Raw genomic sequence first — 14,651 nt, 5'->3', positions numbered from 1 at the left:
GGTATTATAGCAATTTGAATCTTTCGATGCCATGATAGCTATCGATTCGGGGAATGTTTCCCCTGGGCGCAATCGGCCCCGCGCTTATGCGCGCGCCCGGCCAGGCTATGGCCGGGTAACATACATGTTACCCTGCGGAGGGCTCGGGAAGGGAGAAAGCCCATCCCCTGCGAAAGCCATCCTAAGCGGGGCTGGACATTTGATGGCCGGTGGAGACTTGGTCGGCCTCCCAAGACGGTCCCGGCCCTTCGCCCATGGTGTAGTGATCAGCCACTTGCTTGCGCTTGCGGAAATACATCCAAGCCCCCAAGGCCAAAGCCGCCGTGGAAAGGACGGCAATCCCGAGCCAGCCCCCGGCCCATGCCATGGTACGCCGCTCGTACACCACCGGGGATCGGAATTGCATCCGTTTGGAGGCCTTCCAGGCCGTCCCCATTCCGTCTTTTACGCCATCCCGGATATTATCGAACGTTTTACTGCTCATCGCCTTGATCATGGCTTCCCTCCAAAAAGTGAAACGGTGCGGAATGCCCCGGTTCCAAGGCTACCCGCTTCAGGATCCCGGATACCCGGGAAGCCTTATGCATTTAAATAAGTTATCGGGATAGCCGGCGCAAAGCGCTCAGGCATCAATCCCGATGTTTAGGAGCGGTTCCCGGCCCGGCTACTCCGCCACTGGCGGGGTAGCTATATTAGGGGGCCCATTTTTCAATTCCTGCGGCAACGCGGGACAAGCCCGGAGGATCCATGGCCAAGCATGATCAGCGCATCCTGAAATTCCTGAACCAGAATGGGGACCGGGCGCCAACCATCACCGAAATGATGACGCGCTTGAATATCAGCATCTCGGATATCAGCGAATCCCTTTCATCGCTCCAGGGCCAGGGCCTGATAACCAAGAAGGTGAATAGCCAGGGAATCGAATGCTGGTTTCCGGGTTCGGGCTCTTCCAGCCATGCCGTTCCTTCCTCTAATTTTGCCGGATCCCAGATGGCCGAGCGCCTTCCGGGACATAGCACCCCGCCCTTGGCCGCGGCCACCGCCCAGATGCCCGCCATGGGTGGCCCCATCGCCGTCGAAGCCCGGGTTCCGTCCGAAGTGCGTTCCTCTTTCATGGCTGGGCCCGAACGCGGCATGGCCGCTCCCGAACCGAAACCGCCCATGCCCCGTCCCATGCCTTCCCCGGATCGGGAAGCGAGACCGGTCCAGGTGCAACACATGGCTGCCGAACCCGAACCGGCCCTGCGCGGATTTGATTCTTCGGATCGCGGCGGTTTGGCTTCGATCCCCCAATCCCCGACCTTTAACGGTTCCCCCGCCATGTACGGATTGGCCCCCGCTTCCTCCGGGATCGGGATTCTCACCCTGTTGGCCGGATTGGTGGCCGCAGTCGCCCTTTCCGCTTATATCACCACGCGCTTGATCTCGAAAGAGATGCAAAAGGCATCGATAGCCTTCGTGGATCGCAAGGCCTTGACGGATGCGAACGCGGCCATGGCCGACTTCCAGGAAAAAACCAAGGCGCATGTCACCGCGCTCGAAACCGAGGTGAAAAAACTAACCGACGAATTGGCGGCTACGAAGTCCCCTGTCGAGTCTTCCAAGGTGGCCGTAGTATCGGGCACTGCCGCCCCGAAAGAGGTCGCGCCGGCGGCACACGGCACCGCGGCACCAGTAGCTGCGGGAAAGGCCGGTAAGACCGCAAAAGCGGCCGCCACCAAGCCGGTGGAAAGCAAACCGCCCAAGTCGAAGAAGGCCTTCGCCAGCGCAAGGACCAAGCCCTCGAGCCAGTCGGCGATGGCCAAAGCCGCCGCGCGGGGCGCCGCCTTGCGCAAGAAGAGCGCAAAGCCGTCCAGCGATGCCGGTTCAGACGCGGGAGATGCTACGGACGGATCCTCTTCGTCCGCAAGCGGCTCATCCTCCGAAAGCCCGAGCGTGCCCAATCCCCCGGGGATTGACGATCTGCCCCCTCCGCCTGCGGAGTAAAGGCGGCTATTCCTGCTGGCTCCGGGCGCGGAAATCCTGGGCCAGCTTCTCGACCTGTTGCAGAAACCGGGCCCTCTGTTCCTCCGTCAACAGATTGCGGATCGCGAAGATAAACGTCTTCAACCGCTGCTCGAACTCGCGATAGCGCGCCCGGAACTCTTCGCTTTTCAGATTCTCATCGCCCAGATAGTACTCCGCAAGGTAGGCCCGCAGGGAATCGGCCGGCGCTTTGCGCTTCGCCATTTCGGCCACCCGTTCCTGGACCTTCTCCCGGAGGTCTAGCCAAAGGATACCGTTCCAGGGAACCGACCCGTTCAGGATCCTGATCTTCTCTTTCTGTTCCTTGCTCAACCTGCCCGTCCAATCCTCGAGCTCATCGATGATCTTCTTGGCGCGATGTTCCAAGCGTTCCGGCTGGCTCCCGCTGAAGTCCTTATGCAGCTTCCGGTTCTTCTTCCGCTGCCGCTCGATCCAACCGTCGACCTGATCCGGGCTGAGGCTCAGCAACAAGGCCGCCGACTTCTCCGCCACGGGTTCCATGGTGCGGCGATAGAGTACTAGATAACGTTGGTAGCCGGAATCGATTTCGTCCGGGCGGAGATCGACGCGCGCGCTATCGACGATATAGGAGAGGAAGTCGGCGTAGGCAGGGAGCAGCGATTTACGATGCCATTGGAAATAGCCCTCGACGTCCGTCTTGAGGCGGACCCGCTGGGCCTTATCCAGATCGAAATCATCCTCCACCTTATAGCGGACCAGTTTATCCGCATAATCGTAAAGGAGGCCGATCTTGTTGCAGCCGGAAAGGGCTATGGCCGCGAATGCGGCGGCCAAGGAACGGATTCTCAAACCCACGCCCTTCCTCCGTTACCCAGAAGCCGTACCTTGAAAGGCCCAGCCGACGCTTAAAATGTCAGTCGCAGGGCCCGGATCTCCACGCGCTCCCCGCGGGGTCCCAGGCCGAAGGCTAAGGAGGGGGCGTGCAAACGGATCGCCGCCTCCTTCCCGACCACTTCTTCGCGCTGGCGATCGTGGAACCACCGGGAGACGTTGAATCCCAAGGCGCCTCCCAAGGAGGGAACCGCGAGCAAAGGGATGAAGGGCTTCCAATCGACGTCATCGTTCACGCCCATCAGGCTGGCGAGATAGAAGGCGCCGGCGGCGGCCGCGGTCGTACCCGCCAAGGTCGCGAATAGCCCGCCGTCCTCTTCTTCGGTTTGACCGGTGAAATAGATGGTGAGGGCCGAGCCGAGGACCATGCCGGAGGACCCGCCCCAAAAGGCGCCCTTGAAATTGTCGTAACGGATGCCGGTGAAGGAAAGCGTTCCCTTGTGGGCCCGGCTTTCACCCACGATGGCGGTCTCGATACCGCTTCCGATGAAGAAGCCCAAGGTGCTGGCGACCACCGAACCCAGGATTCCGAATCCATATTCGCGCCCGATCAGGGGCGGATCATTGAAGAGCCTCAAATCGGGAGGGAGGCGTTTGGGTTCCACCTTGGCGATTTCCGGCTTGGCTTCCAGGACATCGGCGGGAGCCTTATTCGAATCGAAGGGTGCGGACGATTTGGCTTTGGCGCTGTCCGTGGCCAGGGGCGGCGCGACGGGCGCCGTGGCTTGGGACGAGGTCTGGAGGCTGTCCTTTACGCCGGCCGGGGATCCGGCGGGGGCCGTCGAAGCTTTAGCGGCGGCCGCGCTCGACGCACCGGTTCGGGTCGTATCGGCAACGGGAGATTTCGCCTTCTTCGATTTGGCGCGGGCCGCCTTAACCGAATCCTTGACCGCTTTGGGAGGAGTGGGCGGCTGGGGCGCGGGGCCCGGAAGTTGCGAGGATTGTTGGGAATTGGGTTGGGCCGGGAGTCGTCCGGGCAAAATAAGCAATGATGCGATCGCAAAAGCGAAGACGAGGCACGTTCGTGGCATGGTTCTCCCGGAGAAAGGACAAAGATAGTTAATCGCGTTTTTGCGGCCCATTTTGGAACCCATAGAACCATTCTGGAACGTCCTTTCCGATCGGTTACCTATCCGAACTCCGAGCCCTCCCTTTTCCGGCAGGTTTCCGGCAGGTCACGACTTGGCACAGGGGTTGCCTTGTTTCCCTATCTGAACGAGGAGGCAATGTGGTACTGAAAAAATTCACTTGGCCGGCGGAGTTGACCTTATCCCTCATCGGAGGGAAATGGAAAGGCCTTATCTTGAATCTCCTTTTGACCGGAGAGTCCAAGCGTTTCGGGGAGTTGAAGAAGCTCTCGCGAGGCATTTCGGCGAAGATCCTGGCCAAGCATTTGAAAGAGCTCGAGTTCGATGGGCTCATCACGCGCATGGTCACCGGAACGGATAAGCCGCGAATCCTCTACGCGCCGACCGAGCGCAGCCGGAGCTTGGCGCCGGTTCTGACGGCGATGCAGCTGTGGGGCCAGGAACACTTGGACGTCTATGCGGACAATGAGCCGGGAGATGGACCGGCCCGCGGGGACGCGACAGGTCCTTTGCCCGAGGGTTCAATCCGGGAGCCTTCTTTCCGAGCCGCTAAGACGGATTTCCGAGCCGATCAGACGGAAGAATCGGCCCGGCCGATACCCGACATCGCACTGGTCTCGTAACGCTGCTTGGCGATGGCCTCCAGGAGGCCATCGCGGTTCAGCTCCTCCTTCAGGCACAGGTCGAGGTAGAACTCCTGCTGGCCCGGATCCTTGCACCGTTCGAGAATGACCTCGTGGCGGTCCCAAGGTATTTGCCTCAGCTTCGGCAACAAGGCGGAGCGCTCGAAATAGCTCAGATAGAACAGCCGCATCCGGTGGAAGTCCGAAGGCATGAGACCTTGTACCCCCACGAACTCCAACCGTAATTTACCAGAAACGGCCGCGATTACCGGATTCACCGCGATCCCATGGGCAGCCATCATGGATAGGCTATGGCCGATTTCCCAAGCGAGGCCTACCCAATCGCCGGGGGCGGGGGGTTGTTTACCTTCCCGCCGCGCCCTTAGGTAGACGCGAATTTCATCACGGAGCCATTGGATGGCGGTAATTTCATAAGGTTGCATACACGATTCGATTTCACTCGGAGTTGGTCGTCCCGCTAGTCAATATATCCCCGGGGGGATGTCCGATTCTGACCCCGGATCACGCGGAACGCTGGAATGATAGCATTTCGGGAAGCACGGATCCATGCGGCTTAAAAAGCGTTAATAACCTCCGAATTCAGCGGAATCGGGCTGGTACGGGTGGGGGAAGCCGGTCCGGCTCCGGGCCCCCTGGTCAGGCTTGCCCGGGTCTTGGTACAATGGATTGGCTACCCGCCAGGGGAGGTGCGCCATGCAATGGCTACCGCGAGAATCGCTTCCTGTTATGACCGCGCTTTTCAGCGCCATGGTTTTCCTGATTTGGATCTTGCCGGGGATGGTGAATCGCTCCGGGAAATTCCCCGAGGATCGCGTAGCCCGAAGTTAAGTCCGGCGGCGGCTGAAGGATAGCGATCCAACCGGCCGCCGCACGCGATCATTCCTCCGGAACCATCTTTCCGTCCCCGCCCAGCTTGCGGAAAGTCTTGAAGTACTGCTTAGCTTCCTTGGATCGATTGCTGGAGCGCGTGGCCACGCCCGCATAGTAGTAGGCCATGGGTTCGGTAGGACAATTTTTCATGGCCACGTTGCTCGCGACCAGGCTCGAATCGATCCGGCCGGCTTCGAAATTCAATTTCGCCGATTGCACGAGAAGGCCGCAGGAAAGGGGTTTGACCTTCAACCCGGCCCGCGCCAATTCCATGGCCTGATCCTGTTTCTTGGACGCGGCCAGGGCGTCGCCTAAAGCCACCGTGGCCGCCTCATGGCCGTGGTCGATGGCCAGCGCCCGGCGGGCCCATTCCTGGGCCTCGGGAACCTTGCCCTGCTTGAGTAGGATGCGCGCGAGGTCGGCCATGGCATCGGCTTGGGCTGCGGCCGCGATGGACAATTCCAGATGATGTTGGACGGCCTCCGTTTTCCCGTCGGCCTCGAAAACCATCGCCATGCCGTAAAGGCCACGGGCTTTCCACTGCGCATCGGCGTGCTGCGAAAGCTCGGTGAAGGCATCGCCGGCTTCCTTCGCGTCCCCGGTCTTGAGCAGACAAAGTCCTTTGCGGTACAAGGCTTCGGGATAATCCACCCTGTAAGTCAGCGCTTCGCCGAATTCATCCACCGCCTTTTTCCAACGGGCCTGATCGAAAAAGCCAAGGCCGAGGTAATAGTGGTACTCGGGGCGATGATCGTCGCTCTTAACGACTTGCTTCATCAAATCGACCGCTTGATCCACATCCCCCTTCAGGACGTGCGATTCGGCCAGGTTCAGTTGTGCTTTCGCGAGGGCGTACCGGACTTCGTTTGATTGGGCATAAGGCGAAGCTCCCGTCAATTCCACCGCTTGCTCCGCTTTCCCTGCGAGAACCAGCAGATCCATGCGCCGGGCCAACAATTGGGCGGACGGTTGCTTAGCGAATAGGGCCGCGTAGACTTCGATGGCCTTGCCCGGATCGCCTGAGCGCGCGAGGCATTCGCCGAACAGGAGTTTTCCCCCCGGCGAGAGGGAGGGCTCCGCTTGCGAAAGCACGGCGAGGGCTTGTTTGAACTCGTCCTTATCGCGCAGGGCCTGGGCAAGAGACTCGGCGTACTTCGCATGATCGGGCTGTAGCTGGTGGGCCTTCCGGAAGAACTCTTCCGCCACTTGGGTTTGTTGGCGCTTGAGGGCGATTTGGCCCAGCCAATACTGGGCTTCCGCGTCCCGCGGCGATTGTTTAGCCAAGTCCTTCACGAGCGCCTCGGCCCCATCGAGATCGCCTTTATCGATGCGGATGCGCGCCAGATCCAAATGCAGCGATGGATCCTTCTCCCCCAAGTCCACCGCTTTCTGGAGCGCAGCGGCCGCCTCGTCGGACTTCTTCAGTTCCAGCAAGGTCCGGCCGAATTCCGCCCAGGCCTGTCCGTCCTTCGAATCCTTCAGCGCGATGCGGAAGTCCTTCTCCGCGCCCGCATAGTCGCCGCGTCCGTAGCGAAGGCGCGCTAGGCCCATGGCGGCGGAGGTATCGCCGGGGGACAAGCGCAACACTTCTTCATATGCCTGCGCCAATTCGTTGGGGTGGGATTCGCGGGCCAAGGCCAGACGGCCCTTCGCCAATTCGAGATCATTCGGCGATAAGGCCAAGGCTTTGCGATGGGCCTCCCAGGCCGCATCCCTGCGCCCCAAAGCGAGGTCGGCCTTGGCCAACCCCTTCCAGGCATCCGCGCGGGTCGGGAAGGCGATAACCGCCCGCTCCAACAAAGGCGCGGCGCGGACGAAACCGTTCGATTGGATGGCTTCCATGCCGAGCCAATAATTGGCCTCGCCGTCCTTGGGATCGAGCGTAAAGACATGGTTGTAGCGTTCCGTCGCCTTAGCCCTAACCCCTTTCGAACGCCAGTATGCCGCCAGTTCGGTTTGAACCTTCAGGGAGCCGGGGCGGCGCGTCGCCAATTCCTCCAGGGTGGTTATGGCTCCCGCTTCATCCCCGATCTTTCGCTTGGCCGCAATGATGTCCTCCAGCAAGGAATCGTTCTTGTCCTTGGTGTACTGTGCCTGCAGGGGTTTCAGCGCATCCTTGGGCTTCCCCATTCCAAGCAAAGCCTTTCCTTTAAGGCCGTCGATGTCCGGCTTGTCGGAAGCAGCGCGTTCGAACAATTCCAGGGCCCGGGAGAAATCGCCCTTTGCCAGTTGCACGCGGCCGGCGTAATACCACGCATCGGCGACCGGAGAATCCGCCAGCACGGCCTTGAATAGCAGCGCCGAAGAGTCCAAGCGTCCGGCGCGATAATGCGCATACGCGCGGTCGAACCGATCCCGACGTTCGCGCGCGAGCCGTTCCCTTTCCAGGCGCGCCTTGTCCGCCCGCGCCAAGGAATCCTGTCTGGCCTTCTCGGCCCTTGCTATCGACTCGGCGACCCGGGCCAGGGAGTCTTGGCGTACCTTTTCCGCCTTGGCTTTCGCAACTGCGACTTGGGCCAATGAATCTTGGCGCGCTTTATCCGCCTTGGCCTTTACCATGGCGACTTGGGCTAATGAATCTTGGCGGGCCTTGTCCGCCTTGGCCTTAACTTTGGCGACTTGCGCTAGGGAATCTTGACGCGCCTTGTCCGCTTTTGCCTTCGCTTCGGCAACCATGACTAAAGAATCCTGTTTCGCTTTATCGGCCTTGGCCTTCGCCACGGCTACCATCGCCAAGGAATCCTGCTTGGCTTTTTCCGCCTTCGCCTTCGCCTCGGTTACCCGAACCAGGGAATCTTGCCGGGCCTTGTCCGCCTTGGATTTCGCTTCAGCGACCTTGACTAGGGAATCCTGTCGGGCCTTATCGGCTTTAGCCAGGGCCTCTTGGCGCGCCTTGTCGGCGCGGGCGAGAGAGTCTTGGCGGGCCTTGTCGGCTTTGGCGACTGCTTCCCGCTTGGCCGCATCCTCTTTTGCTTTCGCCTCCGCCACGCGATCAAGGGAATCCTTGCGGGCCTTTGCCAATGCCTCCTGGTGGATTTTTTCTTCCGCAGCCTTGCGATCCGCAACGGCCTTAAGGGAGTCGCTCCGTACCTTGTCGGCTTTGGCCTGGGATTCCTGGCGGGCCTTCTCCGCCTTGGCGACCGCATCCTGCCGGGCCTTTTCTTCCTTCGCCTTGGTCTCGGCGACCCGGGCGAGCGAATCGTTGCGGGCCTTCTCGGCCTTGGCCATAGCCTCTTGGCGTGCTTTATCGGCGCGGGCCAGGGAATCTTGCCGGGCCCTGTCCGCCTTCGCCAAGGCCTCCTGCCGTAGTTTCTCTTCCGCACCCTTGCGATCCGCAACGGCCTTCAGGGAATCACTTCGGGCCTTATCGGCTTTCGCCTGGGATTCCTGGCGGGCCTTCTCGGCCTTGGCCATGGCATCGCGTTTCGCCGCATCCTCTTTGGCTTTGGCTTCGGCCGTGGCCTTGGCTTCCGCCGCGCGATCAAGGGAGTCCTTATGTGTCTTCTCCGCCTTTGCGAGTTTTTCCGCTTCGGCCTGCTTACGGGCGTCCTCCTTTTGGCGCTTTTCCTCAATGGCTATTTGGTTCTTTTCGGCTTGGGATTGGATTGGAGGTTGGGATTGCGCCGGCTTGCCCGGAGCCGGAACGGCGACCACCGGGGACGCTTGGGTGCCTGGAGCGGTAACGGCGGCGATATCCGCTTTCTTGATGTGCCGGGCCGCTAGCTGTTTAGCCAACTCCGCGCGATAAACGCTGTCCTGGAAGGCTTTGAGATCTAGACCCGAGCCGGCGGCTACCTTGGCCGTGGCCGGCTTTTCCGGCGTGGGTACGGCCTTGGCTACCGGAGGCTTTTCCGCCACCGGCGCGGCCTTCGCCACCATGATCTTTTCAGGTGCGGGTACGGTCTTGGCCACCGCGTTCTTTTCCGCTGCAGGCGCGGCCTTGGGCGCAATGGCCTTCTCCTGCGTGGGTGCCGCCAATGCCGTTTCCTTGACGTCCTGCGGGAGGCTTGGCTTAACTTCGGGGGAAGCCTTCGCCAGCCGATCCCGCTCGGCAAGGTAACCTGCGCGTTGCTCTGCATGGTTCGAGTACAATGCCGCCTTGCGATAGCAATCCGAGGCCGCCTGAGGATCGGATAGCGCCAGCGCGGACCCCAAACCCGCCCAACCTTCCGGGGACTCCGGGCTTTTTTCCAGCAGCCAGCGGTATTCGGCTTCGGCCTTCTCGTAGTCCTTCCGCTTCAAATAGGCCGCGGCCAACTTCTCGACATGGAAGCGTTCCGCGCGGGGGCCATCGCCGAGAATCTGCAAGGCGAACAGATAGTCATCGGCATGGCGATCGACCCCGGAGGCCTCCACGGCGGCCAACAATCGTTCGGCGGCCTGGCGATCCCCGGATTTCCGCGCAGCGAGCTTGCGCAACACGGGAATCCGATCTTCATCCCTTCCCGCCCCTTCGAGAGCGGAGAGATAGGCATTGAGGAAGGCATCATCCCCCGGCTTCAGGGCTTCGGCGCGGGCGAAGGCTTCGGCGGACTGGGCGAAACGGCCGGCTTCGAGATCGGCATTGGCCAATGCGGTCCAGGCTTCACGGTTGCGCGGCTCCTGTTCTACGCAATGCGTTAGGGCCTTGGCCGCCCTCACCACGTCCCCGGACGAGTATAAGGACCGTCCTTGCTTACAAACGTCCTTGGCTTCCGGCGCTTGCGCCGCAGGCTTCGGGTCCGGGGCCGATGGCGAGGCGAAAGCGAGCGTGCCAAGCGCTGCGCATATGGAAAGGAGCTTACCGACAGCCATGATATCCCCCACCGGGTTGGCAACGATCGGCCCTATTAGATGGGACCGATCAAAGGTTCGTTCAATTATTCGCCGTCCGACATGAATCCCATGCATCGGCGCCAGGGCGAAGCCAAGCCCCGAGTCATCAGTCCAAGGGCCGAAAGCGGAGCGGCGGTTACACGGAGATTCCGCGAACCTGGGATTCCCTTGAATCCTTTGAAATCTAAACCACCATCCGGTCGATGGCAGCGGAAACGCCAAAAATCGGGACGGCTAGGCGGGAGGGATTCTCCCGTCTTGGCCCGTATTCCGAGGAAACTCCCGGACCGGGAATAGCGTCTAATGGAAAACCATCCAGGCGGGCCTTTTTTGCGCGCGGAATCCGGCCCTTGCGTACATATGAGGCCGATCACAGCCAACCGCGGCGAAAACGGCTATAAATGACCTATTCCGTTGGTGGATGACGAACCACTGCGGTGGATGATGATCCAATCAAGATCGGAGGTAACACGCGAGTTACCCAATGCGCCTCCGCAGGAAGGAAAGGGGAAACCCGCAGGGGACGAAACACGGATGGTACCTATGAATTCGGAAAGGACCCAAGGCGCCCAAAAACCATGATTTCCACGCGCACCGAAAACACCCCTTGCAATGCGACCATATTTCCGCAAAGTCCGACAGGCGGGGGGAAAATATGTTCCGCAGCGAATGAAAGTCGGACTATCTTAAGCGCCACGAGGCTCACGTTCGGGCCGGAAACGCGTCAAGCTAAAAGATGTTGAAACCGCCAAGGCAATTGATTTTATTGGGAAAGGTCCGCGGCGAAGCGGATCGATTCCAAGGTGCCGGGCTAGGGGGCGAGATGCCGAAATCGACGCAAGCGAAGCTGATAGCGGCCTGCCTGGCTGGGCTAACGAGCTTTGCAGCGCCTGCATTCGCCGGCCCGCTGGACGCGAATCGCGCCCTCATCTTGACCGACAACTCCTTCACCGCCGATAAGACCATCCTGGATCAGGCCTGCCTGATGGTGGAACTGAATTACCGGATGGACGAGGACGAGGGCCTGATCTTCGATCCCGAATCGCCCGAAGTCGTATTGGGCCGCGTCCCATTGCGGAACCTGGTCGCCAAAGCCGCCGAGGACAGCCTGGCGCGGGCGCGCGAGACGGCGCGCACCCGGGTATGCGGGCTGGCGGTCACGCCTGAAGCCGAATGGACCGATGATCAAAAGGCGCTTCGCAAGCGTTTCCCGGCGGCATGGAGCCAGGGGGACATCGCCGTCTCCGCGCAACGGCTCACGGCGCATCGCGGCATGCGCAAAAGCTTCCGGGCTTCCCTGGAAGCCTCCCTCCCCTATCTGGCCATGATGGACTCGGTTTTCCGGGCGGAAGGTTTGCCTACGCGCCTCAAGTACCTGGCCCATGTCGAATCGCGCTTCAATCCGGAGGCCATGTCCCCCGCGGGAGCCGCCGGCATATGGCAATTCGTGAAATCATCGGGAGCACGTTTCCTGGTCATCGACGAGCGCATCGATCAACGTTTCGATCCCGATGCTTCCACGCGCGCCGCCGCCCGCTACTTGAAATTGTGCCGCGCCAACCTGCGTTCCTGGCCTTTGGCGATCATGTCCTACAATGCCGGCCCCGGCCAGATGCTGGATGCAGTAGCGCAGACCGGCACGCGTGATCCGGGCGAAATCATCCGCACTTACCAGGCCGACGCGTTCGGTCCGGTTTCGCGCGCTTACTATGCCATGTTCCTGGCGGCTTCGAGTCTCGCCATGCAGGCGGATAGGCTTTATCCGGGCCTGCACAAGCCGGGTACGACCGCGCCCGGGTGGAAAACGCTCCGCCTCGAGCATGAGTGGACCCCGCGGCAATTGCGTTTGCTCTCGGGTTATTCCACGGCGGTTTTGATGCGCTATAATCCAGCCCTAAGGCCGGTGGTCTTCGAGCGCAATCTGCCGCTGCCGAAAGGATTCGATCTCAAGTTGCCCGTGGGCCTGCCCAGCCGCCAGGATTTGCAATTCGCCGATTTGCGCATCGCCGGCAACGGCACGGACGAATTGCGGGGCCATCCGGGCGTAGCCGGTTTGCCGGTGCCCAAGTTCGCGGAATCGGCCCTGATGCGCGTGCGCCAAACCCTTTTCGCCGGAGGGCGCCGGGATGATCAGCCGGTCATGGCTTACATGCATTCCCAAGGGCTCCTGGACGCCGACCGCTTGGCCTTGGCGAAACAGGATCGCATCCTCATCGAACCCCATCCCGCTCTGCATGCCATGCTCCGCAGCACGGGCGGCTGAAAACCCGCTCCTTTGCGCATGGGCGGGATCCCCGCACTTCCAGGTTGTACATTATTCGTGATCCCGGAGGGAACCATGTTGTTCGACACCTTGAAGAAAACGTTGTACGCCGGAGTGGGGATGGCCTTCCTCACCAGCGAAAAGATCGAGGAGATGGCGAAGAAGCTGGCCGAAGAGGCCAAGCTGGGCGAGACCGAAGGGAAGAAGTTCATCGACGAGATCCTGAAGAAATCCGAAGAGGCGAAATCGTCCCTGCAGCGCGCGGTCGACGCGGGCGTCTCGGCGGCCCTGGAGCGGATGAACGTCGCGCGCGATCGCGATCTCAAGGCCCTGGAAGCCCGGGTCAAGGCGCTCGAAGCCCGACTCGGCGGCTGACCCGCGTGATCCGAAACATCCGCCGGATCTCCCGCACCGTCCGGGGAGCCAACCGTTTCCGGGAAATCCTTTCCGTATTCGCGAAGCACGGCTTCGGCGATTTGGCCGACAAGCTGGGTCTGGACAAATACCTGGACCTGGGCGGCAAATACCTGAGGCTGCCGCCGCGCGTAGCCACCATCCACCCCACGCGCCCGGAACGATTCCGCATGGCCCTGGAAGAGCTCGGGCCGGCCTTCATCAAGCTCGGGCAGATGATCGGGAATCGCCCCGACCTGCTCGCTCCCGAATGGGCCGCCGCCTTGGAGAAGCTGCAGGATTCCGTTCCGCCCTTCCCCACCGCGCAAGCGCGCCAAGTCGTGACGGAACAATTCGGCCAGCCCGTCGAAAGCCTATTCGCCTCCTTCGGCGATTCGCCCATCGCCTCAGCCTCCATGGCCCAGGTCCACGTCGCAGACATCGGCGAAGGCACCCGGGTCGCGGTCAAGGTGCAACGCCCCGGCATCGAGGACTTGGTGAAGGTGGACGTGGAAATCATGTTCCAGCTCGCCCAACTGCTCGAGAAATACGTGCAGGGCATGGACATACTCAATCCCGTGGCGATCTGCGAAGAGTTCGACCGCACCATCATGAAGGAGCTCGATTTTTCCCTGGAAGCCTCGCAGATGGAGCGCTTCGCCCAGGCTTCCGCGGACCTGGCGATTTTCTACGTGCCCAAGGTGCATCGTTCCCGCACCGGCCGCAGGGTGCTCACCACCGAGTTCATCGCGGGGACCAAGGTTTCCAACCTGGCCGGCCTGCGGAGCGCGGGCCTGGATCCCGCGCGCGTGGCCCAAGACCTATCCCAAGTACTCATGCACCAGGTATTCAAGCAAGGCTTTTTCCATGCCGATCCCCATCCGGGCAATATCCTCATCCTGCCGGACGGACGCGTGTGCTTCCTGGACTATGGCATGGTGGGTTCGCTTTCACCGACTCATCGCGAGCGCTTGCTCGAAATCCTGGTGGGCGTTGCCACGCAGGACGCGGGACGCATCGCCAAGACCTTGCTGCAATTGGCCTTCCAGCCCTCGGACATCGTCGAGGATCTGGAATACCAGGTGGGCGAATTGCTCGAGGCCTACTCATTCGTCGCCCTCAAGGATTTCCGCATCGGCGAATTCCTCAATCGCCTCATCCGGCTGATCATCCGCAACCGGCTGCGCATGCCGCCGGGCTTCTACCTGATGCTGAAGGCCATCGTGACCCTGGAAGGAGTGGCCCGCCGCTTGGACCCGGCCTTCGACATGGTGGAAAGCATTAAGCCGTTCGCCAAGCGTGCCATGCGGGAACGTTTACGGCCCGATCGCTTGGCCAAGGACCTCTATTACGGCGCCTTGGATTTGACGCCGATGCTGAAGGAATTCCCAGCGCAAGCCCGGGATATCCTGGGGCTCATCAAGCGCGGCAAGCTGCGCATCGAATTCCAACATCAAGGTCTGGAGCCCATCCTCAAGACGCATGAACGCATGATGACCCGGATGGTTTTCGCCTTGGTCCTGGCCTCGCTCATCATCGGTTCGTCCCTCGTCGTGCTTTCGGGCATTCCGCCTAAGTGGTATGGCGTGCCCCTGATCGGCGTCGCCGGCTTCCTAAGCGCCGCCTTCGTGGGATTCTGGCTATTGGTTTCGATCCTATTACGCAAAGGATCTTGGAAATAAGGCAGCGCAAACGTACGGT

10 protein-coding genes are annotated in these 14,651 nt (G+C 61.1%); 5 read left to right on the top strand and 5 right to left on the bottom strand.

Going from position 1 to position 14,651, the window contains the following annotated elements; all coding sequences use genetic code 11:
• Window positions 1-181: 181 nt before the first annotated feature.
• Window positions 182-484, bottom strand: coding sequence for a hypothetical protein (locus tag JF616_12160; protein MBW8888501.1), 303 nt, complete (start codon window positions 482-484; stop codon window positions 182-184).
• A 263-nt stretch (window positions 485-747) separates the two neighbouring features.
• Here JF616_12160 and JF616_12155 point away from each other — a divergent pair, with 263 nt between their 5' ends.
• Window positions 748-1,986 (top strand): hypothetical protein, encoded by a 1,239-nt coding sequence (locus tag JF616_12155; GenBank protein ID MBW8888500.1) that lies wholly within the window; start codon window positions 748-750, stop codon window positions 1,984-1,986.
• 6 nt (window positions 1,987-1,992) lie between these two features.
• Here the strand turns inward: JF616_12155 and JF616_12150 are convergent, their stop codons facing one another.
• A complete protein-coding gene (locus tag JF616_12150) occupies window positions 1,993-2,841 on the bottom strand; it encodes a hypothetical protein (GenBank protein MBW8888499.1) in 849 nt (282 codons plus the stop codon).
• 50 nt (window positions 2,842-2,891) lie between these two features.
• Window positions 2,892-3,908 carry a hypothetical protein gene (locus JF616_12145; GenBank protein ID MBW8888498.1) on the bottom strand — a complete coding sequence of 339 codons (1,017 nt, stop codon included), beginning with the start codon at window positions 3,906-3,908 and terminating at the stop codon, window positions 2,892-2,894.
• Between the two features lie 203 nt (window positions 3,909-4,111).
• On the opposite strand from JF616_12145, the gene JF616_12140 reads away from it, so the two are divergent.
• Complete coding sequence (locus tag JF616_12140) at window positions 4,112-4,588, top strand: helix-turn-helix transcriptional regulator (GenBank protein MBW8888497.1); 477 nt, start codon at window positions 4,112-4,114, stop codon at window positions 4,586-4,588.
• Here JF616_12140 and JF616_12135 read toward each other — a convergent pair.
• On the bottom strand, window positions 4,537-5,031 hold the full coding sequence (locus JF616_12135) for a hypothetical protein (protein ID MBW8888496.1): 495 nt from the start codon (window positions 5,029-5,031) through the stop codon (window positions 4,537-4,539). The genes JF616_12140 and JF616_12135 overlap by 52 nt on opposite strands.
• Window positions 5,032-5,485: 454 nt before the next feature.
• Window positions 5,486-10,273 (bottom strand): tetratricopeptide repeat protein, encoded by a 4,788-nt coding sequence (locus JF616_12130; GenBank protein MBW8888495.1) that lies wholly within the window; start codon window positions 10,271-10,273, stop codon window positions 5,486-5,488.
• 844 nt (window positions 10,274-11,117) lie between these two features.
• On the opposite strand from JF616_12130, the gene JF616_12125 reads away from it, so the two are divergent.
• The 3 genes from JF616_12125 (at window position 11,118) to JF616_12115 (ending at window position 14,632) form a co-directional block, all read left to right on the top strand.
• Window positions 11,118-12,557 carry a lytic transglycosylase domain-containing protein gene (locus JF616_12125; protein MBW8888494.1) on the top strand — a complete coding sequence of 480 codons (1,440 nt, stop codon included), beginning with the start codon at window positions 11,118-11,120 and terminating at the stop codon, window positions 12,555-12,557.
• A 75-nt stretch (window positions 12,558-12,632) separates the two neighbouring features.
• Window positions 12,633-12,932, top strand: a complete 300-nt coding sequence (locus JF616_12120) for a phasin family protein (protein ID MBW8888493.1) — start codon at window positions 12,633-12,635, stop codon at window positions 12,930-12,932.
• Window positions 12,933-12,937: 5 nt separating this feature from the next.
• Entirely contained in the window at window positions 12,938-14,632 is a 1,695-nt protein-coding gene (locus tag JF616_12115; protein ID MBW8888492.1) for an AarF/ABC1/UbiB kinase family protein, read from the top strand.
• Window positions 14,633-14,651: the final 19 nt, after the last annotated feature.

It is taken from the genome of Fibrobacterota bacterium (assembly GCA_019509785.1).
Taxonomy (GTDB): Bacteria; Fibrobacterota; Fibrobacteria; order UBA11236; family UBA11236; genus Chersky-265.
Note: the sequence above shows the minus strand (reverse complement) of the source record. Positions and strands in the feature narration are given on the sequence as shown.

Coding starts and splice junctions, on each gene's coding strand:
- JF616_12160 (MBW8888501.1), bottom strand. CDS start 484: ATGAGCAGTAAAACGTTCGATAATATCCGGGATGGCGTAAAAGACGGA.
- JF616_12155 (MBW8888500.1), top strand. CDS start 748: ATGGCCAAGCATGATCAGCGCATCCTGAAATTCCTGAACCAGAATGGG.
- JF616_12145 (MBW8888498.1), bottom strand. CDS start 3,908: ATGCCACGAACGTGCCTCGTCTTCGCTTTTGCGATCGCATCATTGCTT.
- JF616_12135 (MBW8888496.1), bottom strand. CDS start 5,031: ATGCAACCTTATGAAATTACCGCCATCCAATGGCTCCGTGATGAAATT.
- JF616_12130 (MBW8888495.1), bottom strand. CDS start 10,273: ATGGCTGTCGGTAAGCTCCTTTCCATATGCGCAGCGCTTGGCACGCTC.
- JF616_12125 (MBW8888494.1), top strand. CDS start 11,118: ATGCCGAAATCGACGCAAGCGAAGCTGATAGCGGCCTGCCTGGCTGGG.
- JF616_12120 (MBW8888493.1), top strand. CDS start 12,633: ATGTTGTTCGACACCTTGAAGAAAACGTTGTACGCCGGAGTGGGGATG.